General features: G+C 65.2%; 26 protein-coding genes and 1 pseudogene. 9 read left to right on the top strand and 18 right to left on the bottom strand.

Features of this window, described 5'->3' with window-relative positions; all coding sequences use genetic code 11:
• Positions 1-20: 20 nt before the first annotated feature.
• The 3 genes from folP to M0765_RS25165 are packed head-to-tail and all read left to right on the top strand — an operon-like array spanning position 21 to position 2739.
• Positions 21-920, top strand: a complete 900-nt coding sequence (gene folP, locus M0765_RS25175; protein ID WP_258506654.1) for a dihydropteroate synthase — start codon at positions 21-23, stop codon at positions 918-920.
• Complete coding sequence (gene glmM / locus M0765_RS25170) at positions 917-2254, top strand: phosphoglucosamine mutase (protein ID WP_258506652.1); 1338 nt, start codon at positions 917-919, stop codon at positions 2252-2254. Before folP ends, glmM begins: the two co-directional genes overlap by 4 nt.
• 5 nt (positions 2255-2259) lie before the next feature.
• Complete coding sequence (locus M0765_RS25165) at positions 2260-2739, top strand: GNAT family N-acetyltransferase (RefSeq protein WP_258506649.1); 480 nt, start codon at positions 2260-2262, stop codon at positions 2737-2739.
• 78 nt (positions 2740-2817) lie between these two features.
• On the opposite strand, the gene M0765_RS25160 is transcribed toward M0765_RS25165, so the two are convergent.
• The 9 genes from M0765_RS25160 to lexA form a co-directional block, all read right to left on the bottom strand.
• The gene (locus M0765_RS25160) at positions 2818-4089 is read right to left on the bottom strand and encodes an acyl-CoA dehydrogenase family protein (protein ID WP_258506648.1); all 1272 of its coding nucleotides are present in this window, start codon (positions 4087-4089) and stop codon (positions 2818-2820) included.
• Between the two features lie 30 nt (positions 4090-4119).
• Entirely contained in the window at positions 4120-5226 is a 1107-nt protein-coding gene (locus M0765_RS25155) for a phosphotransferase (protein ID WP_258506647.1), read from the bottom strand.
• Positions 5227-5249: 23 nt separating this feature from the next.
• Positions 5250-5969, bottom strand: a complete 720-nt coding sequence (locus M0765_RS25150; protein ID WP_126749836.1) for a Crp/Fnr family transcriptional regulator — start codon at positions 5967-5969, stop codon at positions 5250-5252.
• Positions 5970-6028: 59 nt separating this feature from the next.
• Positions 6029-6808, bottom strand: coding sequence for an oxepin-CoA hydrolase, alternative type (locus M0765_RS25145; RefSeq protein WP_258506645.1), 780 nt, complete (start codon positions 6806-6808; stop codon positions 6029-6031).
• A 31-nt stretch (positions 6809-6839) separates the two neighbouring features.
• Positions 6840-8360: a 3-hydroxyacyl-CoA dehydrogenase gene (locus M0765_RS25140; RefSeq protein ID WP_258506644.1), complete on the bottom strand. Its 1521-nt coding sequence runs from the start codon at positions 8358-8360 to the stop codon at positions 6840-6842.
• Between the two features lie 130 nt (positions 8361-8490).
• A complete protein-coding gene (locus M0765_RS25135) occupies positions 8491-9648 on the bottom strand; it encodes an MFS transporter (protein WP_258506642.1) in 1158 nt (385 codons plus the stop codon).
• 60 nt (positions 9649-9708) lie between these two features.
• Positions 9709-10716: a D-2-hydroxyacid dehydrogenase family protein gene (locus M0765_RS25130; RefSeq protein WP_126749840.1), complete on the bottom strand. Its 1008-nt coding sequence runs from the start codon at positions 10714-10716 to the stop codon at positions 9709-9711.
• A gap of 92 nt (positions 10717-10808) precedes the next feature.
• Positions 10809-11183 carry a hypothetical protein gene (locus tag M0765_RS25125; protein ID WP_258506640.1) on the bottom strand — a complete coding sequence of 125 codons (375 nt, stop codon included), beginning with the start codon at positions 11181-11183 and terminating at the stop codon, positions 10809-10811.
• A gap of 140 nt (positions 11184-11323) precedes the next feature.
• Positions 11324-11998 carry a transcriptional repressor LexA gene (gene lexA, locus M0765_RS25120; RefSeq protein ID WP_093023612.1) on the bottom strand — a complete coding sequence of 225 codons (675 nt, stop codon included), beginning with the start codon at positions 11996-11998 and terminating at the stop codon, positions 11324-11326.
• 73 nt (positions 11999-12071) lie between these two features.
• Here lexA and M0765_RS25115 point away from each other — a divergent pair, with 73 nt between their 5' ends.
• Positions 12072-13055 carry an asparaginase gene (locus M0765_RS25115; RefSeq protein WP_258506639.1) on the top strand — a complete coding sequence of 328 codons (984 nt, stop codon included), beginning with the start codon at positions 12072-12074 and terminating at the stop codon, positions 13053-13055.
• Positions 13056-13118: 63 nt separating this feature from the next.
• Here M0765_RS25115 and adk read toward each other — a convergent pair whose 3' ends face one another.
• The 6 genes and pseudogenes from adk to M0765_RS25085 form a co-directional block, all read right to left on the bottom strand.
• Positions 13119-13775, bottom strand: a complete 657-nt coding sequence (gene adk, locus M0765_RS25110) for an adenylate kinase (protein ID WP_126749844.1) — start codon at positions 13773-13775, stop codon at positions 13119-13121.
• 134 nt (positions 13776-13909) lie between these two features.
• Entirely contained in the window at positions 13910-14680 is a 771-nt protein-coding gene (gene kdsB / locus M0765_RS25105) for a 3-deoxy-manno-octulosonate cytidylyltransferase (RefSeq protein WP_258506638.1), read from the bottom strand.
• On the bottom strand, positions 14677-14859 hold the full coding sequence (locus M0765_RS25100; RefSeq protein ID WP_013541700.1) for a Trm112 family protein: 183 nt from the start codon (positions 14857-14859) through the stop codon (positions 14677-14679). The genes kdsB and M0765_RS25100 overlap by 4 nt, the downstream gene beginning before the upstream one ends.
• A pseudogene (gene lpxK, locus M0765_RS25095) lies at positions 14840-15866 on the bottom strand (tetraacyldisaccharide 4'-kinase). The gene M0765_RS25100 and the pseudogene lpxK overlap by 20 nt, the downstream one beginning before the upstream one ends.
• Complete coding sequence (locus tag M0765_RS25090; protein WP_258508452.1) at positions 15867-16292, bottom strand: ExbD/TolR family protein; 426 nt, start codon at positions 16290-16292, stop codon at positions 15867-15869.
• Between the two features lie 52 nt (positions 16293-16344).
• Positions 16345-16977, bottom strand: coding sequence for a MotA/TolQ/ExbB proton channel family protein (locus tag M0765_RS25085; RefSeq protein WP_126749848.1), 633 nt, complete (start codon positions 16975-16977; stop codon positions 16345-16347).
• Positions 16978-17290: 313 nt separating this feature from the next.
• Here M0765_RS25085 and xseA point away from each other — a divergent pair, with 313 nt between their 5' ends.
• Both xseA and M0765_RS25075 read left to right on the top strand, forming a co-directional pair.
• Complete coding sequence (gene xseA / locus M0765_RS25080) at positions 17291-18601, top strand: exodeoxyribonuclease VII large subunit (protein ID WP_258506637.1); 1311 nt, start codon at positions 17291-17293, stop codon at positions 18599-18601.
• Positions 18602-18651: 50 nt separating this feature from the next.
• Positions 18652-19233, top strand: coding sequence for a superoxide dismutase (locus M0765_RS25075; RefSeq protein WP_258506636.1), 582 nt, complete (start codon positions 18652-18654; stop codon positions 19231-19233).
• Positions 19234-19302: 69 nt separating this feature from the next.
• On the opposite strand, the gene M0765_RS25070 is transcribed toward M0765_RS25075, so the two are convergent.
• The 3 genes from M0765_RS25070 to M0765_RS25060 form a co-directional block, all read right to left on the bottom strand.
• The gene (locus M0765_RS25070; protein ID WP_258506634.1) at positions 19303-19764 is read right to left on the bottom strand and encodes a DUF192 domain-containing protein; all 462 of its coding nucleotides are present in this window, start codon (positions 19762-19764) and stop codon (positions 19303-19305) included.
• Positions 19765-19858: 94 nt separating this feature from the next.
• Entirely contained in the window at positions 19859-20062 is a 204-nt protein-coding gene (locus M0765_RS25065; protein ID WP_157614116.1) for a hypothetical protein, read from the bottom strand.
• A gap of 152 nt (positions 20063-20214) precedes the next feature.
• Positions 20215-20538, bottom strand: coding sequence for a cell envelope biogenesis protein TolA (locus M0765_RS25060; RefSeq protein WP_126746058.1), 324 nt, complete (start codon positions 20536-20538; stop codon positions 20215-20217).
• Positions 20539-20757: 219 nt separating this feature from the next.
• Between M0765_RS25060 and icd the strand changes: the two genes are divergently transcribed.
• The 3 genes from icd to clpA all read left to right on the top strand — a co-directional run bounded on the left by icd (position 20758) and on the right by clpA (position 25083).
• Complete coding sequence (gene icd / locus M0765_RS25055) at positions 20758-22017, top strand: NADP-dependent isocitrate dehydrogenase (protein WP_157614112.1); 1260 nt, start codon at positions 20758-20760, stop codon at positions 22015-22017.
• 317 nt (positions 22018-22334) lie between these two features.
• Positions 22335-22694, top strand: a complete 360-nt coding sequence (gene clpS, locus M0765_RS25050; RefSeq protein ID WP_021007487.1) for an ATP-dependent Clp protease adapter ClpS — start codon at positions 22335-22337, stop codon at positions 22692-22694.
• Positions 22695-22761: 67 nt separating this feature from the next.
• A complete protein-coding gene (gene clpA, locus M0765_RS25045; RefSeq protein WP_126746055.1) occupies positions 22762-25083 on the top strand; it encodes an ATP-dependent Clp protease ATP-binding subunit ClpA in 2322 nt (773 codons plus the stop codon).
• Positions 25084-25166 lie beyond the last annotated feature (83 nt).

Raw genomic sequence — 25166 nt, 5'->3', positions numbered from 1 at the left:
TTTCATAGCGAAGGTGCCCCATGACGGCAGCTTCGCCGACCTGGCAGACCGCTCGATTCACCATCGATCTCGCGCAGCCGCGTGTGATGGGCATTGTCAACGTCACCCCCGATTCGTTTTCCGACGGCGGGGCGCATGCCTCCACCTCGGCCGCGCTGCAGCATTGCGAGCAGTTGCTGAAAGAGGGCGCCGACATCCTCGACATTGGTGGCGAGTCGACCCGGCCCGGCAGCCCGGCCGTGCCGCTCGATGCCGAACTGGCGCGCGTGCTGCCGGTGGTGCGCGAAGCGGTCAGGCTGGGCGTGCCGGTGTCCGTGGACACCTACAAGCCTGAAGTCATGCGCGCGGTGCTCGACCTGGGCGCCGACATCGTCAACGACGTCTGGGCGCTGCGGCAGCCCGGTGCACGCGAAGCCGTGGCGGCGCATCCTTCGTGCGGCGTTTGCCTGATGCACATGCACCGGGATCCGCAGACCATGCAGACCGCGCCCATGCAGGGCGACGTGCTCTCCCAGGTGCTGGCGTTCTGGGCCGAGCAAGCGGCGCAACTTCGTTTGCTGAACGTCGATCCTTCGCGAATCACCTTGGACCCCGGTATTGGTTTCGGCAAGACGGTGGCGCAAAATTTTGCCCTGCTGGCACGCCAGCGTGAATTGCTCGAGGCCGGTTATCCGCTGCTGCTGGGCTGGTCGCGCAAATCTTCGATCGGCACCGTCAGCGGCATTCCGGCCGCGGCCGAGCGCCTGGTGCCCAGCGTGACGGCGGCAATGCTCGCGGTGGACCGCGGCGCGGCCATCGTGCGGGTGCATGACGTGCGCGACACCGTGGCCGCACTCGCCGTGTGGCGGGCCATGAAGGCCGAAGAGCCGCAGGCGGGTGCACCAGCTTCAAACAATCGACAACAAGAACAAACCTCATGACCCGTAAATACTTTGGCACCGACGGCATCCGCGGCACGGTCGGCCAGTCGCCTATCACTCCCGATTTCGTCTTGCGCCTTGCGCATGCGGTGGGCCGCGTGCTCAAGAAGAGCCAGTCGCGCCCGACAGTGCTGATCGGCAAGGACACGCGCATTTCGGGCTACATGCTTGAATCGGCGCTGGAATCGGGCTTCAACTCTGCCGGTGTCGACGTGGTGTTGCTGGGCCCGCTGCCCACGCCGGGCGTGGCCTACCTCACGCGCGCGCAGCGTGCGAGCCTGGGCGTGGTGATCAGCGCGAGCCACAACGCCTACCCCGACAACGGCATCAAGTTTTTCAACGCCCACGGCAGCAAGCTCGACGACGAATGGGAGCTCGCGGTGGAGGCCGCGCTCGAAGAGGCACCCGTGTGGGCAACCTCGGCAGAACTCGGCAAGGCGCGCCGCCTCAACGACGCGCCCGGCCGCTACATCGAGTTCTGCAAGAGTACCTTCGCCAACGACCTGACGCTGCGCGACATGAAGCTCGTGATCGATGCGGCGCATGGCGCGGCCTACCAGGTGGCGCCGAATGTGTTCCATGAGCTGGGGGCCGAGGTCACCAGCATCGGCTGCGCGCCGGACGGGCTCAACATCAACAAGGGCTTCGGCGCGACCCACCCGGCCGCCTTGGTGGAGGCCGTGACGTCACAAAAGGCCGACTACGGCATTGCGCTCGACGGCGACGCCGACCGGCTGCAACTTGTCGACGCGAGCGGACGCCTTTTCAACGGCGACGAACTGCTCTACCTCATGGTGGCCGAGCGCATTGCGCGCGGAGAAAGGCCCGTCGGCGTGGTCGGCACCCTCATGACCAACAAGGCCGTCGAGGTCGCGCTGCGCAACCAGGGCATCGAATTCGTGCGCGCCAAGGTGGGCGACCGGTACGTGCTCGAAGAGCTCGACAAGCGCGGCTGGCTGCTCGGCGGCGAAGGCTCCGGCCACTTGCTGGCGCTCGACCGCCACACCACCGGCGACGGCATTGTGAGCGCGCTTCAGGTGCTGCAAGCCTGCGTGCGCAGCGGCAAGACGGTGGCGCAACTGCTGGCGGACATCACGCTGTTTCCGCAGACCCTCATCAATGTTCGGCTCACGCCCGGACAGGATTGGAAGAGCAACAAGGCGCTGGCCAGCGAAACGCAGCGTATCGAGGCCGAACTTGGCGACGGCGGCCGCGTGCTGATCCGTGCGAGCGGCACCGAGCCGCTGGTGCGCGTGATGGTCGAGGCACGCGACGCGAAGCAGGCCGAGTCTTGCGCCAAACGCCTTGCCGCGACGCTCGAGCCCGCACAGTGACGGCGATGATCGAAGTCGTGCTGGTGGACTACGGCAATCTCGCGCATTCGGCCGCGCTGGTCGATTTGCTCGATGCTTATGCGCAGGACCCAGCCGGCGGCGGCACGCCGCTCGAGGCCAAGGTGCGCGCCGGCTTGCCCGCTGCGTTGGCAGCGCGGCCGCAGGCCTTCAGCGTGCTGGCTTACGACGGTACGCAGCCCGTGGGGCTCATCAACTGCATCGAAGGTTTTTCGACCTTCGCCTGCAAGCCGCTGGTCAATGTGCACGACGTCGTCGTGCTGCCCAGCCATCGCGGCCGGCGGGTTGCGCAACGCATGTTCGAACGGGTGGAGCAGGAGGCCCGTGCGCGCGGTGCCTGCAAGCTCACGCTGGAAGTGCTGTCTGGCAATGCATCGGCGCTGCGGAGCTACGAGCGTGAAGGATTCAGCGGCTATCAACTCGACCCTGCGTTCGGGCACGCAGTGTTTTTGCAGAAGAAGCTCTGAAAAAAAAAGGCCGAGGCGAACTGGTCGCCGTCGGCCCTCACCCCAACCCTCTCCCGGAGGGAGAGGGGTAAATGCAGATCAGAAGCGCGTGACGGGTGCCTCGGCTTCGGTCTTGCCGGGCGCGTACTTGCCCAGCTCCCATTTCGCGATTGCATTGCGGTGCACTTCGTCCGGGCCGTCCGCAAAGCGCAGCGTGCGCGCGCCGGCGTAGGCGTAGGCCAGCGGAAAGTCGTCGCACATGCCGCCGCCGCCATGCACCTGCATGGCCCAGTCGATCACCTGGCAGGCCATGCTCGGCGCCACCACCTTGATCATCGCGATTTCGTTCTTCGCAACCTTGTTGCCCGCCACGTCCATCAGCCAGGCGGCCTTGAGCGTGAGCAGGCGCGCCATGTCGATCTTGCAGCGTGCCTCGGCAATGCGCTCTTGTGTCACGGTCTGCGAAGCGACCGTCTTGCCGAAGGCCACGCGCGAAGAAGCGCGCTTGCACATCAGCTCGAGCGCACGCTCTGCCAGGCCGATCAGGCGCATGCAGTGATGAATGCGTCCGGGGCCAAGGCGGCCTTGGGCAATTTCAAAGCCGCGGCCTTCGCCCAGCAGGATGTTGTCGACAGGCACGCGCACGTTCTCGAAGTACATCTCGACGTGGCCGTGCGGCGCATCGTCGTAGCCCATGACGTTGAGCGGGCGCACGATGCGGATGCCCTTGGCATCGGCCGGCACGATCACCATGCTCTGCTGTGAATGCCGCGGCGCATCGGGGTCGCTCTTGCCCATGGTGATGAAGACGGCGCAGCGTGGGTCGGCGGCGCCTGAAATCCACCACTTGTGGCCGTTGATCACGTACTCGTCGCCCTGGCGCTCGATGCGGGTCGAGATGTTGGTGGCATCGCTGGAGGCAACGTCGGGTTCGGTCATGGCGAAGGCCGAGCGGATCTCGCCTTCGAGCAGCGGCTTGAGCCAGCGTGCCTTGATGGCCTCCGAGCCGTAGCGGGCAATGGTCTCCATGTTGCCGGTATCGGGCGCCGAGCAGTTGAAGGCCTCCGAAGCCCATTGCACGCGGCCCATGATCTCGGCCAGCGGTGCGTATTCCTGGTTGGTGAGGCCCGCGCCTTCATAGCCCGAGGCGGAGGCGCTGTCGACCGGCAGGAAAAGGTTCCACAGTCCCTGGGCCTTGGCCTTGGCCTTGATCTTCTCGACGGTCTTGAGCGCGGTCCAGCGCTTGCCCGCGGCCGTGTTGGCGGCCAGCTCGGCGGCGTACTCGGCTTCGGCCGGGTAGATGTGCTCGTCCATGAACGCGGTGACGCGTTTCTGCAATTCCTTGGTCTTGGCCGAATATTCGAAATCCATGCTGTCTCCTGGTGGGGTTTTGGGGGCTGCTTACGCCTTTTGGGCAAACTGCCAGGCCATCTCGGCCATCGGTCGCGCGCCGCGGGCGGAGGCCACGGCTTGCTCGCTCGACGCGGTACCGGCCTCGACCCGCTTGGCAATGCCTTGCAGGATCGCGGCCATGCGGAACAGGTTGTAGGCCTGGTAGAAGTTCCAGTCGGGCGCCAGCGCCTCAGGCGTGCTGATGCGCGTGCGCTCGCAGTAGCGGCGGATGTATTCGCTTTCGGTGGGAATGCCCAGCGCCGCGACATCCACGCCGCCGATGCCGCGGCCGGTGGTGGGAGGCATGTGCCAGGACATGCAGTGGTAGCTGAAGTCCGCCAGCGGGTGGCCCAGCGTGGAGAGCTCCCAGTCGAGCACCGCGATGATTCGCGGCTCCGTGGCGTGGAACATCACGTTGTCGAGGCGGTAGTCGCCATGCACGATCGAGACCTTGCTCTCGTCGCGTGCGCTGGCCGGCATGTGGGCGGGCAGCCAGTCGATCAGGCGTTCCATGGCGTCGATCGGCTGCGACAGTTCGCCGGCGCCATCGGTCGAGGCCTTGTATTGCTTGCTCCAGCGGCCGATCTGGCGCTCGAAATAGTTGCCCGGTTTGCCGTAGTCGGCGAGGCCGCGCTCCGCGAACTTCACAGTGTGCAGCGCCGCAATGACGCGGTTCATCTCGTCGTAGTAGGCCGCGCGCTCGGTGTTGGTGAAACCGGGCAGCGACTGGTCCCAGAGCACGCGGCCCTGCATGAACTCCATCACGTAGAAGGCGCGGCCGATGATGGATTCGTCCTCGCACAGGCAGTGCATGCGCGGCACGGGCACGTCAGTGCCTTGCAGGCCGCTCATGACCTTGAACTCGCGTTCCACCGCATGGGCAGAGGGCAGCAGCTTGGCGACCGGCCCGGGCTTGGCGCGCATCACGTAGCTCTGCGTGGGCGTCACCAGCTTGTAGGTGGGGTTCGACTGTCCGCCCTTGAACATTTCGACCGTGAGCGGGCCCTTGAAGCCGTCGAGGTTCCTCGTGAGCCAGGCTGCAAGCGCTTCGATGTCGAATGCATGCTGCTGCGAAACGGCGCGGGTGCCGATGAAGTTCGAGAAGTCCTGGCTCATGTCTCAGTCTCTTTTTGGTTTTCTCAGGTCTCAGCTTCGGAGACACGCATCAAGGCCGCGCGATCCAGCACGACCAGCCCGCCCGGCTCGATCCGGATGGTGCCCTCGCGCTCCATGGTCTTGAGTTCCTGGTTGACCCGCTGGCGCGAGGCGCCGAGCAGCTGCGCGAGTTCTTCCTGCGCCAGCTGCAGGCCGATGCGCGTCTGGCTGCCGTCTTCCAGGTTGGGCACGCCGTAGCTGCGCACCAGGTGAATAAGCTGCTTGGCCAGCCGTGCGCGCAAAGGCAGGGTGTTGAGGTCTTCCACCAGCCCGAACAGCGTGCGGATGCGGCGCGCCTGCAGCCGCATCAGCGCTTCGTACAGCTCCACGTGCGTGGCCAGGATTTTCTGAAAGTCGGCCCGCGCTACGCAGAGCACCGTGGTGTCGCCATGCGCATAGGCATCGTGCGTGCGCCGGTCCCCGTCGAACATCGCCACGTCGCCGAACCAGATGCCTGGCTCCACGTAGGTCAGCGTCACCTGCTTGCCCGACACGGCCGTCGAGCTCACGCGCACCGCGCCCTTGGCGCAGGCAATCCAGTGATCGGGCGGATCGCCGCGGGCGGCGATCAGGTCGCCGTCCTTGTAGCGTTTGACAAAAGCACATCGAAGAATGTCGTGCCGTAGCGATGGAGAGAGAGAAGAAAACCAGCGACCACTGTTGATCGCTTCACGTTCTTCGATGGTAAGAATGGGGTCGTCCATTGGTCTGTCCTGTCGGCGACTGAAAGGCTGAAGGGTGTCACGGGAGTGACGTCGTGCCGCTATTCGTACTGCGGCGGCTTCTTATCGAGAAAAGCGGCAATGCCGATGCCGGCATTCGGATGGTGAAGGTTGCGAACGAAGTGATCGCGCTCCTGCGAGAGCTGCGACGCAAAGGTGGCGCCGCGCGCCTCGCTGAGCAGCTCCTTGATGCTGGCCAGCGAGTTCGGTGCGCGGGCATTGAGCTTGGCCGCAAGCGCCAGCGCGCTTGCGAGCGCCTGGCCGTTTTCGCTCAGCTCGTTGACCAGCCCCAGCGCATGCAGCCGCGGTGCGCCGATGCGCTCGCCGGCCATCAGCCATTCGCTGGCCAGCTGGCGCGGCAACGCCTGGCCCAAGTGCCAGCTCAGGCCGCCGTCGGGCGAGAGCGCCACGTTGCTGTACGACGCCGCAAAAATCGCATCGCGTGCAGCCACCACGAAGTCGCAGGCCAGCGCCAGCGAAAAGCCCGCGCCGGCCGCCGCACCTTCGACCGCCGCAATGATCGGCTTTGGAAAGGTGCGGATGGAGTCGATCCAGTTGTGCAGGCCCTCGATGCCTTCAGCTTGCACCGAAGGGTCGCGCTGGCGGTTGTCGGACAGCCGCTGCAGCGAGCCGCCCGCGCAGAACCACGCGCCTTCGCCCACGATGACGACGCTGCGGATCTCGTCGCTGCTTTCGGCGCCGTTGAGTGCCTCGATGCCTGCGGCGTAGATCTCTGGGCCCAGCGCGTTGCGCTGGGTCGGGTTGGCGATGGTCAGCACCATGGTGCGTCCTTCGCTGGTGCTCTTGAGTTCGGCGGTCATCGGTGTCGTGCTTTCTTGACTTGGCGTCCGTTTATTCTTCTTCGTGCAGCAGGCTCAGGCCAAGCGCACCGCGGCGGCGCAGCCAGGGGCTCGGGCGATAGCGCGGATCGCCATAGACGGTCTGCAGGTTGAACAGCACCTCGAGCATGTTGGTCGGGCCGTACAGGTTGCCCATGGCCAGCGGGCCACGCGGATAGCCAAGGCCCAGCTGTACGGCCGTTTCAAGATCGGCCGGCGAGCACACGCGCTGCTGGCACATGTCGGAGGCGATGTTCACGATGGTGCCGATCACGCGCTGCGTGACGAAGCCGCCGCTGTCGCGGATCACGCTCACGGCCTTGCCGTCGCGCGCAAAAAGGGCGTGCGCCGCATCGCGGATGTCGCGCCGCGTGGCCGGGTTGGTGGCGAGCACGCGGCGCTTGGTGGCGGCATCGTCGATCAGCATGTCGATGCCGACGGTGCGCGTCGCGTCCAGGCGCTCGACCGCGGCCACTGTGGTCACGTCGAAGCCCAGCGGCGCCACCAGGATGAGCGAAGTGGGCGCGGCGGTGGCACCGCTGTCGATCTGGGCGCCCAGCGTATTCACCAGCCGCAGCAGCTCGGCGCGGCGCGCGGCACGCGGCGAAACCCACACCGAAGGCAGCGCTGCCACGGTGGGAGGCGCGGCTTCGGCAGGCTGCTGCATCACGCCGTCGTTGTAGTTGTAGAAACCTTCATTGGTCTTGCGGCCGAGCACGCCTGCGGCCAGCCGCTGCGCGGTGATCACGCTGGGGCGGAAGCGGGGCTCTTCGTAGTACTGGCGATAGATCGATTCCATCACTGGATGCGACACGTCGAGCGCCGTCAGGTCCATCAGCTCGAACGGGCCAAGGCGAAAACCGGCCTGGTCCTTCAGGATGCGGTCGATGGTGGCGAAGTCGGCCACGCCTTCGCCCACGATGCGCAGTGCCTCGGTGCCGTAGCCGCGGCCGGCGTGATTGACGATGAAACCGGGGGTGTCTTGCGCCTGCACGGCGCTGTGGCCCATCTGCACCGCATAGCCGGCCAGCTGCTTGCAGACCTCGGCGGACGTCTTGAAGCCCGCCACCACCTCGACCACCTTCATCAGCGGCACCGGGTTGAAGAAGTGAAAGCCCGCCACGCGCTCCGGGTGCTTGAGCCCGGCCGCAATGGCCGTGACCGAAAGCGACGAGGTGTTGGTCACGAGCGTGGCCGTCGGTGCAACAACCGATTCGAGCTCACGGAACAACGAGCGCTTGACCTCGATGTCTTCGACCACCGCTTCGATCACGAGGTCGCATGCAGCCAGGGCTGCAACCGAATCGACCGCCTTGACTCGGGCGATTTGCGCATCGCGCGCCGCGGCGTCGATCTTGCCCTTTTCGTGCAGCTTGTTCCATTGCGCCGCGAGGGCTTCGCGCCCGCGCTCCGCGGCACCTTCAAAACTGTCGAGCAGCAGCACTTCGCTGCCCGCTTGCGCGGCGATCTGGGCGATGCCTCGGCCCATGGCGCCGGCGCCGACGACGCCGATCCGGGTGTAGTTCACTGTCATTGGAAGAAGATTTTCGCTGGTTGAGGTGTATCCGGGCCTGATGGCAGGCGGGGGCGCGGAGCTTGCACAGCCTTCGATTTTGCAGCCACCGGGCGCGGCGGCTTCCCGGGTTTTACGCGGGGCTGCGCTGTCAGGCTGTGCGGCGGCTGCGATCGATGGCCACGCTCAGGCCGATGGCCAGCAGCAGCAGCGCGAGGCCGACCCAGTTCATCCATGCCACCGCATCATTGGCGAGCAGCCATCCGCCCAGCCCGGCGCCCACGGCCTGGCCGATGTAGATGCCCGAGCTGTTGAGGGCCACCGAGCCCGGGGCAAGAGCAGGCGCCAGGCCCACCAGCCGCGCCTGCTGCGCCGAATTGGTGGCAAAGCACCCCAGGCCCCACGGCACGAGAACGGCCGCAAGCCAGGGGAGCGTGCCGGCCCACGGCCAGAGGAAGAGACTGAGTGCGATGAGCGAACTCGTCAGCAGCACCATGCGGCCCGCGCCCACCCGGTCGATGAAGCGGCTCACCAGCATGTTGCCCAGCAGCCCGAAAACGCCGAACAGGGCCCACATCAGGCTCAGCGTGGTGGGATCGGCACCGAAGTCCTGCTTGAGGATGGGGCCGAAATAGCTGAACAGGACGAACTGCCCGGCGCCCTGCAGCGCCGTGACCGCGACAATGCCCATCAGCACCGGGCTGCGGAGCACGCGTGACCACGCGGCTGCCGTGAGCGCCGCGGGGCGGATGCCGCGCGGAAGCGTCAGCCAGATCGACACCGCGCTCACGATGCTGAGCACTGCGACCGCCGTGAAAGCCATGCGCCAGCCCAGGTGGCCGCCAATCAGCGCGCCGAGCGGCAGGCCCAGCACCGAGGCCATCGACCAGCCGAGAAAGACGAAGGTCACGGCCCGCCCGCGCTGTTCGGGCGGCACCAGCATGCCCGCGCAGGCCGCGGCCTGCGGCGTGAAGATGGCCGGAGCTACCACGGTGAGCATGCGCACCGGCAGCAGGGCGCCAAAGCTCGGCATCAACGCCGCAACGATGTGCCCGGCGGCATACCAGACAAGGGTGAGGGCAAGCAGCTGGCGCCGGTCCCAGCCCGCGACCACGGCCGCCAGCAATGGTGCGCCGAGGCACATCACCACCGCGGCAACCGTGATCAGCTGGCCCGCGGTAGCGACGGTAACCGCCAGCGACGTGCTGATTTCATTGAGCGTGCCGGGCACCACCATCACGCCCGTGCCGATCACGAAATTGCCGGCCAGCAGCGCCCAGAGCGCGCCCCGGGGCGCAGGCCGGTTCACTGAAGGACCTTCGCCTTCGGCTGCGGTACTCGCCTTGGGGCGGCCCGGCGGCTCATGAAATCACCGGCGAACCTGCAGCGCGCCCGGATTCACGATGTTGGTGGGGTTGCCCTTGATGAAGCTCACCACGTTGTCGAATGCCTGCCCGAAATAGCTCTCGTAGCTGTCTTGCTCCACGTAGCCGATATGCGGTGTGCAGATGCAGTTTTCGAGGCGCAGGAGCGCGTGCCCCTGCAGCGGCGGCTCGCTCTCGAACACGTCGACCGCCGCCAGCCCCGGACGGCCGCGGTTGAGCGCCGCCAGCAGGGCATCGGGTTCGACCAGTTCCGCGCGCGAGGTGTTGACGAAAAGCGCCGTCGGCTTCATGCGCGAAAGGTCTTCGAGCGTGACCAGGCCCATGGTTTCTTCGTTCAGCCGCAGGTGCACCGACAGCACATCGGCCGCGGCAAAGAACTCGTGCCGGTTCTGCGCCACCTGGAAGCCGTCGGACCGGGCCTTGGCGCAGCTTGCCTCGCGGCCCCAGATGACGACCTGCATGCCGAAGGCTTGGCCGTAGCGCGCCACCAGCTGGCCGATGCGGCCGTAGCCCCAGATGCAGAGGGTTTTGCCCTTGAGCACCGAGCCCAGACCGAAGTTGGGCGGCATCGAAGCCGACTTGAGCCCCGATTGCTGCCACGCGCCGTGCTTGAGGTTGCTGATGTACTGCGGCAAGCGCCGCATGGCCGCCATGATCAGCGCCCAGGTGAGTTCGGCGGGCGCTTGGGGAGAGCCGGTGCCCTCGGCCACAGCCACACCCCGTTCGGTACACGCTGTGACGTCGATATGGTTGCCCACGCGCCCCGTCTGCGAAATGAGCTTGAGCTTGGGCAGCTTTTCGATCAGTTGGCGCGAGATATGGGTGCGCTCGCGGATCAGCACGATCACGTCGGCGTCCTTCAGGCGAATTGACAGTTGACCAATGCCCTTGACCGTGTTGGTGTAGACCTTGGCCGCGTACGCGTCCAGCTTGGTGGCGCAGCGCAGCTTGCGCACGGCGTCCTGGTAATCGTCGAGGATCACAATGTTCATGGCGTGCCATTGTGCCTCGCAGCATTGGCATGACGCGCGTGTGAACGTTTGGATACCCGCCCCGGGCAATGGTCACCGGGGGTTGCATGGCCTCAATGCAGGCGTGTGGAGGCGGGCGCGGTGCTCACGGCTTCCATGGCCTCGAGTGCCGCCAGGCGGTCGAGTTCGGCGCAAACGTCGGCCATGCGACCGGAAATCACCATGCGGTTGGTGCTGCGCTTTTCGCCTTGCAGGCCGTCCACCACGCGAATGACGCGCAGGGGCCGTGCGGGTGCGGGGGACGCATCAGCCGAGGCGGCTGGACCATGGGTCCGGGCCGTGCAAGACGGCCGGACCGCGACGTAGCGCAAGCCTGCGGAAGCACTGCTGCTGTCGTGGCGGCGCGGGCGACGGGCCGGCAGCAGCCGGCTTGCGAGCGATTGCAGCGGCATCCACAAATCAACGATGGCGAGGAGGGCGATTCCCATGTGAACTCCAAAAAAGTCTGAGGTTGAACACAGGCAGGATTTCTTTGATCGGGCGCAACAGGGTGATGGCGACTTAGCGCCATACGCCCGCCACCTGTTGCGACCGGGTGGGGTGCTGCTTTCGCGGCAGGCCGCAGGGCCTACATCAGCATGGTGTTGCGAATGAGGCCGACCGCCAGGCCTTCGATTTCGAACGGCTCGCCGGGCTGGACCACGATGGTGGGGTAGTCGGGGTTTTCGGCGTGCAGCTCGATGACCTGCTTGTTGCGCTTGAGGCGCTTGACCGTGACTTCGTCGCCGAGGCGGGCCACCACGATCTGGCCGTTGCGGGCTTCCTTGGTGGCTTGCACCGCCAGCAGGTCGCCGTCCATGATGCCGGCGTCGCGCATGGACATGCCGCGCACCTTCAGCAGGTAGTCGGGCTGGCGCTGGAACAGCGTGTTCTCGACATAGTAGGTCTGGTCGACGTGTTCTTGCGCGAGGATGGGCGAACCCGCCGCCACACGGCCGATAAGAGGCAGTGCCAGCTGCGCCATGCCGGGCAGCGAAAGCGAGAACTGGTTGTTGCGCGACTCGTTGAGCGAACGCAGCGCATCGCCCTTGAGCCGGATGCCGCGGGAGGTGCCGCTGACGAGTTCGATGACACCCTTGCGGGCCAGCGCCTGCAGGTGCTCTTCGGCCGCGTTGGCCGACTTGAAGCCCAGCTCATTGGCGATTTCTGCCCGCGTGGGCGGAGCGCCGGTGCGTGCGATGGCGCTCTGGATCAAGTCCAGGATTTGCTGCTGGCGGGCGGTAAGCTTCACGGCGAACTGCATATGTTGTTCCTTGCGGCACTGGCTAGATATCCAGTACCTGTATTTTTAACCAGTTTTTAAAAGTTGGCAAGCCATGGTTAATTCGCTCTCGCCGAGCCTGCGGCGCATTGTGGTTCTGGGAACGGGCGGCACCATTGCGGGCCGTGCCGCCAGCGGTGGCGACAACATCGGCTACACCGCCGGGCAAGTGGGCGTGGCAGACCTGCTCGGCGGCATCGAGGCGCCCGAAGGCCTGGCGCTTGCGGCCGAGCAGGTGGCGCAGCTCGACAGCAAGGACATGGAACCCGACGTCTGGCTGCAGCTCGCCCGGCGTTGCGCTTTCTGGCTGGCCAAGGCCGATGTGGCCGGCGTGGTGATCACGCACGGCACCGACACGCTCGAGGAAACCGCCTTCTTTCTTCAGGCCGTGCTTGCGCCCGGCAAACCCGTGGTGCTGACCTGCGCCATGCGCCCGGCCAGTTCGCTTTCGCCCGATGGCCCGCAGAACGTGCGCGACGCCATCTCGGTGGCAGCCGCGCCGGCTGCGCGGGGCGTAACCGTGGTCTGCGCAGGCGCAATCCACAGTGCCTTCGATGTGCAGAAGGTGCACACCTATCGGCAGGATGCGTTCGCTTCGGGCGATGTCGGTCCGGTCGGCTATGTGGAGGAGGGGGTGGTACGGCGGGTGCGGGATTGGCCTGAGTCGCCGGCGCGCTCGAAGCTTCTCGAAGCCGGCGAAGCCGCGGCGATGCAATGGCCGAGGGTCGAAATCCTCACCAGCCACGCCGGTGCGACCGGCGCCATTGTCGACGTGCTGCTTCAGGAGCGGGCGATGGGCGTCGCCGAGCCGGTGCGCGGGCTGGTGCTCGCCGCGACTGGCAACGGCACGGTGCACCATGCGCTGGAGGCTGCCGCGCTTCGCGCGCAGGATGCGGGCGTCGCCGTGCTGCGCGCCACACGTTGCGCGAGCGGGCGCGTTCTTCCGAGGCCTGATGACAAGCTGCGTGATGCCGGCGCCCTGACGCCGGTCAAGGCACGGATCGCGTTGATGCTGGAACTGATCGGAACAGCCGCCTGAGGGGCCGCGGGCACAAGCGGGCAGGCGCGCAAGCTGCCAAGGCAGCCCGCCTGCTGCCGAACTTCAGTTGCTCAGTGCAGCCAGTGCGCGCTGGGTGATTTCTTCGACCGTGCCGACGCCCTTGATGGCGCGGTATTTCGGCGCCGAGGCCGGATCGGCCTTGGCCCAGGCCGAGTAGTAGTCGACCAGCGGACGCGTCTGCTGGCTGTACACCTCGAGCCGCTTGCGCACGGTTTCTTCCTCGTCGTCCTTGCGCTGGATCAGTTCTTCGCCCGTGATGTCGTCCTTGCCCTCGACCTTCGGCGGATTGAACTTCACGTGATAGATGCGGCCCGATGCGGGGTGCGAGCGGCGGCCGCTCATGCGTTCGATGATGTCGCTGAAGGGCACGTCGATTTCGAGCACGTAGTCGAGCTTGACGCCCGCTGCCTTCATCGCGTCCGCCTGCGGAATGGTGCGCGGGAAGCCGTCGAACAGGAAGCCGTCGGCGCAATCGGGTTGCGCGATGCGTTCCTTCACGAGGTTGATGATGAGGTCGTCGCTCACCAGGCCACCCGATTCCATGACCGCCTTGGCTTGCTGGCCGAGCGGTGTGCCGGCCTTGACGGCTGCGCGCAGCATGTCGCCGGTCGAAATTTGAGGAATGCCGTACTTCTGGCAGATGAAGGCCGCTTGCGTGCCTTTGCCCGCCCCGGGCGCGCCCAGCAAAATTAGTCTCATGGTGTCCTCGGACGGTTCTTAGATCTTGTGTCGCGCCAAGCGCCGGCCCGGGAGCCGTGCAAGGCGGAATTGCGTCGAGGATAGCATGCGTGAGCGTGAAGAATTTCCGTTACAGCCACCCTGTGGCGCACGCTTCAGGGTGTCGGCTTGGCTGCGAACAGTGCGCGCACGCGGGCCAGGTCTTCTGGAGTGTCGATGCCCGGTCCGGGTGCCGCGTGGGTGACATGCACAGCGATGCGATGCCCGTGCCAGAGCGCTCGCAGTTGCTCCAGCGCCTCGGTCGCCTCGACCGGAGCCGGCGGCAAGGAAGGGAATTGGCGCACGAAACCCGCGCGATACCCGTAGATGCCGATGTGGCGCAGCGGAGCCGGACTGGGCAGCGCCGTCGGCACGCGGTTGACGGCGCCGTCACGCCACCACGGAACGGGGGCGCGGCTGAAGTACAGCGCGTTGCCTTGGGCATCGAGCACCGCCTTCACCACGTTCGGGTTCAGGAAGTCGTCGAGCGAATCGATCTCATGGGCCGCGGTACTCATGGCGGCTTCCGGACGAAGGGCGAGCGCGGACGCAACAGCGTCGATCAGCGCAGGGTCGATCAGCGGCTCGTCGCCTTGCACATTGACGACGATGTCGCCGCCGTCGAGTGCGAGTTGTTCGCAGGCCTCGGCAAGGCGGTCGGTGCCGCTCGGATGGTCCTGGCGCGTGAGGATGGCCTCCACGCCGTGCTGCTTGCAGGCTGTGACGATGGAAAGGTCGTCCGCGGCAACCACCACCCGCAGCGCGGTCGATTGGCTCGCGCGCTGTGCCACGCGCACCACCATGGGCAGGCCGGCGATGTCCGCCAGCGGTTTGTTGGGTAGCCTGGTCGAAGCCAGGCGCGCCGGCACCAGAACGGTAAAGCTCACAGCCCCAGCTCTTCGTCGGACAGCGTGCGCGCCTCGTTCTCGAGCAACACCGGAATTCCGTCGCGCACTGGATAGGCGAGGCGGGCGCTGCGCGAGCAGAGCTCCTGCTTTTCGGCGTTCCAGGTCAGCGGGCCCTTGGTGACGGGGCAGACGAGCAGTTCAAGCAGCTTGGTATCCATCGAGCGATGATAGCTTTGCGTCGAGCGCGGCGAAGAATTCCGGCGCGGGTGCAAACTGCAGCGGCACGGCAAGCGCGCCGGGAGCTTTGCGCCACAGCTTGACCGCGTCTTTTTCGGTGCAGAGCAGCAGATGTCCGGCGCCGGAAGGGACTTGCCAGCCATCGAAATCGAAGTGGTCGGGCAGCGCAATCGTCTCGGCCAGCGTCAGGCCGCGCGCCCGCAGCATTTCGAAAAACGCCTCGGGCCGTGCAATGGCCGCGAGCGCAATCACCGCCTTGCCGGTGAGGGTGCTCAGCGGCACGCGTTTGCCGTCGCTTGCCACGGCGTCCTGCGCCAGTGCGCGAGTGGCGGTGTAGCCGCCGCCGAATGCCGGCCGCTCGCCGCTGTGAAGCACCAGGTCGCACCGGCGCGGCCAAGGCTCGCGCAAAGGGGCCCGCAGGCAGCCGCCAGCCATTGCCGATTCCGCGGTCGTCGAACACGCAAATCTCGATATCGCGCCCAAGCGCCAGGTGCTGCAGCCCGTCGTCGCTCACGATGACTTGCGTCGTCGGGTGCCGGGCCAGCAGGGCCTGCGCGGCTTCGGCGCGGCGCCGCGCCACGAAAACGGGCGCGCTGGTGGCATGGCGGATCAGCGCCGGCTCGTCGCCGACGTCTTGAGGATTGCTTTCGTCCAGCACCTCACGGCAGTCGCCGGTGCGGCGGCCGTAGCCACGCGAGATCACGCCAACATGCAAGCCGCGAGCCTGCAGATGCCGAACCACGGCCATCACGACCGGCGTCTTGCCGGCGCCGCCCGCGATGACGTTGCCGACCACGATCACGGGCACCGGTACGCGCTCGGTCTTCAGCCACCCGAGCCGGTAGAACCAGCCCCGCACCGCAAAAAGCGCCGCATAAAGAAGCGACAGAGGCCACAGCAGGCAGGCCAGCACACCGCGCTGCAGCCAGGCGCGCTGCAGCCGGGAGGCCGGTGCGCCGGTACTGCTGCAGCGGCCGTGGGGCGGCACTCAGCGTCCTGCTTGCGCCGTCGACTGGGCTGCGAAGGTGATCTGCACCAGGCCCGCGCGGCGCGCCGCTTCCATGACCGTGATCACGGCCTGGTGCGGGCTGCTGGCGTCGGCGCTGATGATGACCACGCTGTCCTTGCCGCCCGTGGCTGCCGCACCGAGGGCTGCGGCCACAGTTGCCACGTTGCGGTCGGCAACGGGCGTCTTGTTGATCGAGTAGCGGCCGTCCGCGGACACCGCAACGATCACTTCCTTGGGGTAGTCGCGCTGCGAATCGACATCCGCCGTCGGCAGGCGCAGCTGCATCTCCGTGAACTTGCTGTAGGTGGTCGACAGCATCAGGAAGATGAGCACCACCAGCAGCACGTCGATGAACGGGATCAGGTTGATCTCGGGCTCGTCCCGCGCGCCGTGGCGGAAATGCATGCGGCCGCGGCTCATGCCGGGTCTCCGATGGCAGTGACAGGCAGGGAAGCCATCATTTCCGCAGCGCGTTCAGGTGGCGCGCAAAGCGCTCGCCGGAGAGTTCCAGGTTCAACAGGTATTCGTCGACCCGGCTGCGGAAATAGCGCCAGAAGATCAGCGTCGGAATGGCCACGATCAAGCCGAAGGCCGTGTTGTAGAGCGCAATCGAAATACCGTGCGCCAACTGCGCCGGGTTGCCCGAACCCACCGCCCCGCTTCCGGGCGACTGCGAGCCGAAGATCTCGATCATGCCGATCACCGTGCCCAGGAGCCCGAGCAGCGGCGCCGCCGACGCGATGGTTGCCAGGGCGGGCAGGTAGCGCTCCAGCTTGTGCGCCACGGTACGGCCCGAGGCTTCCATGGCTGCGCGCAGGTCGTCTTCGGTGCAGCGCGGGTTGGCGTTGAGCGCCCGTAGCCCGGCGGCCAGCACTTGGCCGAGCATCGAATTGCGTTCGAGCTTGGTCACCACGTCCGGGCCCGGAACCGCGCCGTGGGAGACGGTCATGGCCTCGTCGAGCAGTTTGGGCGGAAGCACCTTCACGGTCTTCAGGCTTGTGAAACGTTCTATAACCAGCGCGAGCGCGATGACCGAACAAGCGAGCAATGGCCAAATCGGCCAGCCCGCGGCAACTATGATGGAAAACAAGAAAATCCTCCGGCCCGTAGACTGCAAATGCGCGGCGATTATCCACCGAGCCCACCATCGCCACGCGGCTTGTTTGCATGTAAGCAAAGACGCACAGATTCTGTGGATAACTTTGTGACTAACCCGATGCGCAACAGCTCCGGACCCGCATGGGACGGGCCTCCCATTAGATCGATTGAATTTTGAGCAGCACTTTTTTCAATGAAATCAACGGCTTGCACGACAAACCGTGCGCCTGTTTCGTATCGGGGGCTCACGGCCGGTGGGTGGTCGCTCACTGTGGAAGAGTGGCTGCCGGCCACTTGTGCGATTTGTGAACTTGCGTGAACCGAATACCACACCGGGTCCGCGGATCTGGGCTGTCGGGGCGTTGTGCCGCGCGGTTGCCGATGCACTCGACGCGCGGTTCAACCCGGTCGCGGTGCGCGGCGAAATCTCGGGTTTTTCGCGCGCCTCAAGTGGACATTGTTACTTTGCGCTCAAGGACGCCTCCGGCCAACTGCGCTGCGCGATGTTCCGGCGCGCGGCCGGCCTGCTCGATTTTTCGCCGCGGGACGGTGACCAGGTCGAGGTGCGCGGGCGCCTGGCGGTGTACGAACCGCGTGGCGATCTGCAACTGGTGGTCGAAAGCCTGCAGCGCGCGGGGCAGGGGGCCTTGTTCGAGCAGTTCCTGCAGCGCAAGGCGCGGCTCGAAGCCGAAGGGCTTTTCGATGCCGCGCGCAAGCGGGCGCTGCCCACCATGCCGCGCTCGGTGGGCCTGGTCACCTCTCTCGGCGCGGCGGCCTTGCACGATGTTGTCACGGCGCTGCGGCGCCGCGTTCCGCATATTCCGGTGGTTTTGGCACCCGCGGCGGTGCAGGGAGCCGGCGCGCCGGCCGAGCTCGTTCGTGCGCTGCAATCGCTCTACGTCTTGGAGCCGGCCGTCGACGTGATCCTGCTGGTGCGGGGCGGCGGCTCCATCGAAGACCTCTGGGCTTTCAATGACGAAACCCTGGCCCGCACCATCGTCCAGAGCCCCGTGCCCCTGGTCTGCGGTGTGGGGCATGAAACCGACTTCACCATTGCCGACTTTTGCGCCGATCTGCGCGCGCCCACGCCCACCGCGGCGGCGGAACTCGTCAGTGCTCCGCAGGCGACGTGGCTCGGTGCAATCGACCTGCTGGAAGAGCGGCTCGGCGATGCGGTGGGTGCGCGACTCGACGCGCTGGGCCAGCGGCTCGACCAGGCGGCGGCGCGGCTCGGCCGGCCCTCGTCACTCGTGGCCCGCCAGCAGCTTCGGTTGGCGCACCATTCCCAGCGGCTGCACTACGCATTGCGATCGAGAACGGAGCGGCTTGCCCATGCGCCACGTTCCATTTCGGCCGATTTCCCGCTGAAGCTCGAGCGCGCGCTGGCGCAGCGGCGCGAGCGCCTCGAGCGCGTGGCCTTGCGCCTTCGGCTGCTCGACCCGGCCCTGGTGCTGCAGCGCGGCTATGCCTGGCTCACCGGCCCCGACGGCCGCGCCATCGTCAGCGCAAAGAAACTGAAGGCGGGCGACGCCGTGGTTGCGCGGCTCGCCGATGGCTCGGTCGACCTGACCGTCACGCCCGGCGAGACGGGACCACGTCCGACGCCGGGTGCGTAATTCCTTTCTAGAATCCTTTATTCCCCGCAACCAACCCACGAGAAAAAACCATGGAACATGTGCTCCCACCCCTGCCATATGCGCTTGACGCGCTGGCACCCGAGTACTCGAAGGAAACCCTCGAGTACCACTACGGCAAGCACCACAACGCCTACGTGGTGAACCTGAACAACCTGCAAAAGGGTACCGAGTTCGAGTCGATGACGCTCGAGGAGATCGTCAAGAAGTCCAGCGGCGGCATCTACAACAACGCCGCGCAAATCTGGAACCACACCTTCTTCTGGAACTGCATGAAGCCCCAGGGCGGCGGCACCCCCACCGGCGCGCTGGCCAAGGCCATCGATGCCAAGTGGGGCAGCTACGACGCGTTCAAGGAAGCCTTCGTGAAGTCGGCCGTGGGCAACTTCGGCTCGGGCTGGACGTGGCTGGTGAAGAAGGCCGACGGTTCGGTGGACATCGTGAACATGGGCGCCGCCGGCACGCCGCTGACCACCGGCGACACCCCGGTGCTGACGGTGGACGTGTGGGAACACGCCTATTACATCGACTACCGCAACCTGCGCCCGAAGTTCGTCGAGACCTTCCTGGCCAAGCTGGTGAACTGGGACTTCGCGGCCAAGAACTTCGGCTGAACCGGGTTTTCCAATAAAAAAGCCGACCCTCGGGTCGGCTTTTTCATGGGCCGTGCAGGCGGACTGGACTCAGCGCCTGGAGGCGGCAAACAACTCGCCGCCCAGCTTGGCGCCTTTCTTGATGTTCTTCTTGGCAAACCAGCCCTGGTTCATTTCGAGCACGTAGCGCACCGGCTCTTCGGAGCAATGCGAGTTCTCGGTCATGGGCTGCATATCGACCAGGTTGACGATGCGGCCATCATCGGCCACGAAGGCGGCGGTCAGGGGCAGCAAGGTGTTTCTCATCCAGAAGCATTGGGTGGCCGGCTGCTCGAAGACAAAGATCATGCCTTCGGACTGCGGCATTTCCTTGCGGAACATCAGGCCGATTTCCCGCTGCCGGGGTGTTTGCGCCACTTGCGCATCGATCTTGTACAAGCCGACGGACAGCTTGGTGCGTGCGAGGTCGGTCTGGGGTTGCTGTTGTTGTGCCTGCGCCGGGCCGATCAAGGAGGCGGCGAGCAGGAGCAGGGCGGCGAAACGCTGGAACATCGAGGCTTCTTTCAAGGCGGGTTCAAAGGCGCGGGGCCAAGAAAAATGCCCGCTGATGCGGGCATTGGCAGGCAGTGCCGGTGAGCTGGGCAGCTTACACCTTCTTGGCTGCAGCCGCGTGCGCCTTGGCCGCGTGGTGGCGCGCCTTGTGCTTCTTCACTGCGTGTTTGGCGGGTTGCTTGGCCTTGTGCGCGGCAGCCGCCACAGGCGCGTCCACCTTGGGCGCCGGTTCGGCTTGTTGGGCAAAAGCACCGGCTGCGAAAAGACCGGCGACGAGGGCTGCGAGCAGCTTGTTCATGAAGACATCCTTTGAGATTGTTGATATGGATCACCTTCGCGAGAAGGCCAAGCTTCAACGCGTCAGCCGTTCGCCCCGGTTGACAGCCGCGCCGCCAATGCAGGCGAAAAAAAAGCGCTCCGGAGAGCGCTTTTCTTGTGCGGCTGGCCGAATTACTTCGGGGTGCTGCCTTGGGTCGACTTGCGCTTGACGCTGCCGTCCTTGTTGCGACGACGCTGGTCGCGCGTTTCAGCGCGCTTTTCGCCGGATGCAGCAGCCTTGTCGGTGCCGATGGCGCCGCCTTCGGGCGTCTTGGCGATGTCGCCAGCGGGCGCAGCCACTTGACCGGCGGGCTTGGCTTCCTTCTTGGCTTCAGCGCGGGCTTGCGGCTTGCTGTTGGTAGCGTTGCCTTGCTCGGGCGTGGTGCCGGTGGGGTTCTGGGCGTAAGCGCCAGCGGCGAACAAGCCAGCGATCATGACTGCGAGAATTTTGCTCATTGATGATTCCTCTATCGAGAATTGGTTGGAAACGCCTCCCGGCGAGCAGAAGGTCAGCCACTAACGAAGCCATTGGCTCGCAGGTTGACAAACGCTTGCTGATGGGTTGCGTCTAAAATGTACAGCGATTTGTTCGCGGGCTGTACAGCGATTCCCCGTCGCTGTCTGAATTCGCAGACAGTCGTCCGAATTACGTCACTCCCGGAGTCATCCCCCCTCATGTCCAGCTACCAGCACATCAAAGTCCCGGCCGAAGGCCAGAAGATCACGGTCAACGCCGACAACTCGCTCAATGTGCCTGATCAGCCGATCATTCCCTTCATCGAAGGCGACGGCACGGGTCTGGACATCACCCCCGTGATGCTGAAGGTGGTGGATGCAGCGGTTGCCAAGGCCTACGGCGGCAAGAAGAAGATCCACTGGATGGAAGTCTATGCCGGCGAAAAGTCGACCAAGGTCTACGGCCCCGACGTCTGGCTGCCCGAAGAAACGCTGCACGCCGTGCGCGACTACGTGGTTTCCATCAAGGGCCCGCTGACCACGCCCGTGGGCGGCGGCATCCGCTCGCTGAACGTTGCGCTGCGCCAGGAACTCGACCTGTACGTCTGCCTGCGCCCCATCCAGTATTTCGAAGGCGTGCCCAGCCCGGTGCGCGAGCCGCACAAGACCAACATGGTCATCTTCCGCGAGAACTCGGAAGACATTTACGCCGGCATCGAGTTCGAAGCCGAGAGCGACAAGGCCAAGAAGCTCATCAAGTTCCTGCAGGACGAACTGGGCGTCAAGAAGATCCGCTTCCCCAACACCTCCGGCATCGGCGTGAAGCCCGTATCGAAGGAAGGCACCGAGCGCCTCGTGCGCAAGGCGCTGCAGTACGCGGTCGACAACGACAAGCCCAGCGTGACCATCGTGCACAAGGGCAACATCATGAAGTTCACCGAAGGTGGCTTCCGTGACTGGGCCTATTCGCTGGCTGCCAAGGAATTCGGCGCCGAGCTGATCGATGGCGGCCCGTGGATGAAGTTCAAGAACCCCAAGACGGGCAAGGAAATCACGGTCAAGGACAGCATTGCCGACGCCTTCCTGCAGCAGATTCTCCTGCGCCCCGCCGAGTACAGCGTGATTGCCACGCTGAACCTCAACGGCGACTACGTGTCCGACGCCCTGGCCGCGCAAGTCGGCGGCATCGGCATTGCCCCGGGCGCCAACCTGAGCGACACCGTCGCCATGTTCGAAGCCACCCACGGCACCGCTCCCAAGTACGCCGGCAAGGACTACGTGAACCCCGGTTCCGAAATCCTCTCGGCCGAAATGATGCTGCGCCACATGGGCTGGACCGAAGCCGCCGACCTGATCATCAGCTCGATGGAAAAGTCCATTGCCAGCAAGAAGGTCACCTATGACTTCGCCCGCCTGATGGACGGCGCCACGCAGGTGAGCTGCTCGGGCTTCGGCCAGGTCATGATCGACCACATGTAAATTGCGCGAGCAATAGCGCTTTGGCGCCCCGGGCGCCGTGAGCCAAGGCCCTCGAGATCTAACGGTCTCGGGGGCCTTTCTTCTTTCGGCACGCCGCAGCCGCGCCAGTTGGAGAAATGGCACACCCTGCTCCAAATACTGATTTTTTTCAAAGTGCGCGACGCGTAGTATTTACGCGTGCAGCATGCGCAAACGGCAGAGTTTTTTTGCGTCGTTTGTGGTGTCGCACACGACGCAAGCCCCTTGATTTGTCGATTACGCGCCACCAAGTCTTCTTGCGCCGGCACGGTGCTTGCACGCTCTATAGAATCTTTTTTATGGCAACGAGAATTCCCAAGACTCCCAGCACTCCGCCGGCCCAGAAACCGGCAGGGGATGACGGAGATTCGGTCGTTCTGGAGCGGCGGCCGCAAAAAACCGCGCCACCCCAGATGTACCAAGTGGTCATGCTGAACGACGACTACACCCCCATGGAGTTCGTAATCGTCGTCCTGCAAGAATATTTCAACAAGGATCGCGAAACCGCGACCCAGATCATGCTAAAGATTCATCTCGATGGCCGCGGAGTTTGTGGGGTTTATTCCCGCGACCTGGCGGCCACCAAGGTCAACCAGGTGATGGAGGCGGCGCACCAGGCCGGACATCCGCTGCAGTGCGTGAGCGAGCCTGTTGCGTGAACCAGTTGAATTGCGCAAGCTCCAACCCATCTGAGAACTTATTTACAGCAAGGCAAAAGGAAATCACATGATTGCCCAGGAACTGGAAGTCAGCTTGCACATGGCCTTCGTCGAGGCCAGGCAGCAGCGCCACGAGTTCATCACCGTGGAGCATCTGTTGCTCGCTTTGCTGGACAACCCGAGCGCCGCAGAGGTTCTGCGCGCCTGCTCGGCCAACGTCGACGACCTGCGGGCGTCGCTCACCAACTTCATCAAGGACAACACGCCGCAAGTGGCGGGTACCGACGATGTCGACACCCAGCCCACGCTGGGTTTCCAGCGCGTGATCCAGCGCGCCATCATGCATGTGCAGTCCACCGGCAACGGCAAGAAGGAAGTCACCGGCGCCAACGTGCTGGTCGCGATCTTCGGCGAGAAGGATTCGCATGCGGTGTACTACCTCCACCAGCAGGGCGTAACCCGCCTCGATGTGGTGAACTTCATTGCCCATGGCATCAAGAAGAGCGATCCGCCCGAGGCCGTCAAGGGCAGCAGCGAATCGTCTTCCGGCGAGGGCGAAGAGGGCGGCGGCGAAAAGAACGAGAAGGCTTCGCCTCTCGAGCAGTTCACGCAGAACCTCAACCAGCTCGCCAAGGACGGCAAGATCGATCCGCTGATCGGCCGCGAATACGAGGTGGAGCGCGTCATCCAGATTCTCTGCCGCCGGCGCAAGAACAATCCGCTGCTGGTGGGTGAGGCCGGCGTGGGCAAGACCGCCATCGCCGAAGGCTTGGCATGGCGCATCACGCAGACCGACGTGCCCGAAATCCTGGCCGAGGCGCAGGTGTACTCGCTCGACATGGGCGCGTTGCTTGCCGGCACCAAGTACCGCGGCGATTTCGAGCAGCGCCTGAAGGGCGTGCTCAAGTCGCTGAAGGACAAGCCGAACGCCATTCTTTTCATCGACGAGATCCACACGCTCATCGGTGCGGGCGCGGCCTCGGGCGGCACGCTCGATGCATCGAACCTGCTGAAGCCGGCGCTCTCGAGCGGCCAGCTCAAGTGCATCGGCGCCACCACGTTCAGCGAGTACCGCGGCATCTTCGAGAAGGATGCGGCCCTGTCGCGTCGCTTCCAGAAGGTCGACGTTGTCGAGCCGACGGTGCAGGAAACCGTCGACATCCTGAAGGGCCTGAAGTCGCGCTTCGAAGAGCACCACGGCGTCAAGTACGCAGTGGCGGCCCTGCAGGCTGCGGCCGAGCTGAGCGCCAAGTACATCAACGACCGCCACCTGCCCGACAAGGCCATCGACGTGATCGACGAGGCCGGTGCCGCGCAGCGCATCCTGCCCGCGAGCAAGCGCAAGAAGACCATCAGCAAGTCCGAGGTCGAGGACATCGTCGCGAAGATCGCGCGCATTCCCCCGGCCAACGTCAGCAACGACGACCGCGGCAAGCTGCAGACGATCGAGCGCGACCTGAAGAGCGTGGTGTTCGGCCAGGACAAGGCGCTCGAGGTGCTGGCGTCCGCCGTGAAGATGGCGCGTTCGGGCCTCGGCCGCGAAGACAAGCCGATCGGTTCGTTCCTGTTCAGCGGTCCCACGGGCGTCGGCAAGACCGAAGCGGCCAAGCAGCTCGCCTACATCATGGGCATCGAGCTGATCCGCTTCGACATGTCGGAGTACATGGAGCGCCATGCGGTGAGCCGTTTGATTGGCGCGCCTCCGGGCTACGTCGGATTCGACCAGGGCGGCCTCCTGACCGAAGCCATCACGAAGAAGCCGCACGCGGTGCTGCTGCTCGACGAAATCGAGAAGGCGCACCCGGACATCTTCAACGTGCTGCTGCAGGTCATGGACCACGGCACCCTGACGGACAACAACGGACGCAAGGCCGACTTCCGCAACGTGATCATCGTGATGACCACCAATGCGGGTGCCGAGACCATGAACAAGGCGACCATCGGCTTCACCAACCCGCGTCAGGCGGGCGACGAAATGGCCGATATCAAGCGCCTGTTCACGCCGGAGTTCCGCAACCGCCTGGACGCGACCGTGAGCTTCAAGGCGCTGGACGAGCAGATCATCCTGCGCGTGGTCGACAAGTTCCTGCTCCAGCTCGAAACGCAGCTGGCCGAGAAGAAGGTCGACGTCACGTTCAGCGACGGCTTGCGCAAGCACCTGGCGAAGAAGGGCTTCGATCCGCTGATGGGTGCGCGCCCGATGCAGCGCCTGATCCAGGACACGATCCGTCGTGCACTGGCCGACGAGCTGCTGTTCGGACGCCTCATCGATGGTGGCCGCCTGTCGGTCGACATTGACGACAAGGGCGAGGTGCAGCTGGACATCCAGCCGCTGCCCAAGAAGGAAGGCAAGTCCAAGCCTGAAGCCGAAGAGGCTGCCGCAGGATAAAGAAGCGGGGCCGGCAACGCCGGTTCCGCGGTAATCCTGGCAACACTCAAAAGGCCGGTAGCATTCGCTGCCGGCCTTTTCTT

Source organism: Variovorax sp. S12S4, from assembly GCF_023195515.1.
Lineage (GTDB): Bacteria > Pseudomonadota > Gammaproteobacteria > Burkholderiales > Burkholderiaceae_C > Variovorax.
Note: the sequence above shows the minus strand (reverse complement) of the source record. Positions and strands in the feature narration are given on the sequence as shown.

Bases quoted from the DNA above. Each gene is read 5' to 3' on its own strand.
- folP (WP_258506654.1), top strand. From the start codon at position 21: ATGACGGCAGCTTCGCCGACCTGGCAGACCGCTCGATTCACCATCGAT.
- glmM (WP_258506652.1), top strand. From the start codon at position 917: ATGACCCGTAAATACTTTGGCACCGACGGCATCCGCGGCACGGTCGGC.
- M0765_RS25165 (WP_258506649.1), top strand. From the start codon at position 2,260: ATGATCGAAGTCGTGCTGGTGGACTACGGCAATCTCGCGCATTCGGCC.
- M0765_RS25160 (WP_258506648.1), bottom strand. From the start codon at position 4,089: ATGGATTTCGAATATTCGGCCAAGACCAAGGAATTGCAGAAACGCGTC.
- M0765_RS25155 (WP_258506647.1), bottom strand. From the start codon at position 5,226: ATGAGCCAGGACTTCTCGAACTTCATCGGCACCCGCGCCGTTTCGCAG.
- M0765_RS25150 (WP_126749836.1), bottom strand. From the start codon at position 5,969: ATGGACGACCCCATTCTTACCATCGAAGAACGTGAAGCGATCAACAGT.
- M0765_RS25145 (WP_258506645.1), bottom strand. From the start codon at position 6,808: ATGACCGCCGAACTCAAGAGCACCAGCGAAGGACGCACCATGGTGCTG.
- M0765_RS25140 (WP_258506644.1), bottom strand. From the start codon at position 8,360: ATGACAGTGAACTACACCCGGATCGGCGTCGTCGGCGCCGGCGCCATG.
- M0765_RS25130 (WP_126749840.1), bottom strand. From the start codon at position 10,716: ATGAACATTGTGATCCTCGACGATTACCAGGACGCCGTGCGCAAGCTG.
- M0765_RS25125 (WP_258506640.1), bottom strand. From the start codon at position 11,183: ATGGGAATCGCCCTCCTCGCCATCGTTGATTTGTGGATGCCGCTGCAA.
- lexA (WP_093023612.1), bottom strand. From the start codon at position 11,998: ATGCAGTTCGCCGTGAAGCTTACCGCCCGCCAGCAGCAAATCCTGGAC.
- M0765_RS25115 (WP_258506639.1), top strand. From the start codon at position 12,072: ATGGTTAATTCGCTCTCGCCGAGCCTGCGGCGCATTGTGGTTCTGGGA.
- adk (WP_126749844.1), bottom strand. From the start codon at position 13,775: ATGAGACTAATTTTGCTGGGCGCGCCCGGGGCGGGCAAAGGCACGCAA.
- M0765_RS25100 (WP_013541700.1), bottom strand. From the start codon at position 14,859: ATGGATACCAAGCTGCTTGAACTGCTCGTCTGCCCCGTCACCAAGGGC.
- M0765_RS25090 (WP_258508452.1), bottom strand. From the start codon at position 16,292: ATGCATTTCCGCCACGGCGCGCGGGACGAGCCCGAGATCAACCTGATC.
- M0765_RS25075 (WP_258506636.1), top strand. From the start codon at position 18,652: ATGGAACATGTGCTCCCACCCCTGCCATATGCGCTTGACGCGCTGGCA.
- M0765_RS25070 (WP_258506634.1), bottom strand. From the start codon at position 19,764: ATGTTCCAGCGTTTCGCCGCCCTGCTCCTGCTCGCCGCCTCCTTGATC.
- M0765_RS25065 (WP_157614116.1), bottom strand. From the start codon at position 20,062: ATGAACAAGCTGCTCGCAGCCCTCGTCGCCGGTCTTTTCGCAGCCGGT.
- M0765_RS25060 (WP_126746058.1), bottom strand. From the start codon at position 20,538: ATGAGCAAAATTCTCGCAGTCATGATCGCTGGCTTGTTCGCCGCTGGC.
- icd (WP_157614112.1), top strand. From the start codon at position 20,758: ATGTCCAGCTACCAGCACATCAAAGTCCCGGCCGAAGGCCAGAAGATC.
- clpS (WP_021007487.1), top strand. From the start codon at position 22,335: ATGGCAACGAGAATTCCCAAGACTCCCAGCACTCCGCCGGCCCAGAAA.
- clpA (WP_126746055.1), top strand. From the start codon at position 22,762: ATGATTGCCCAGGAACTGGAAGTCAGCTTGCACATGGCCTTCGTCGAG.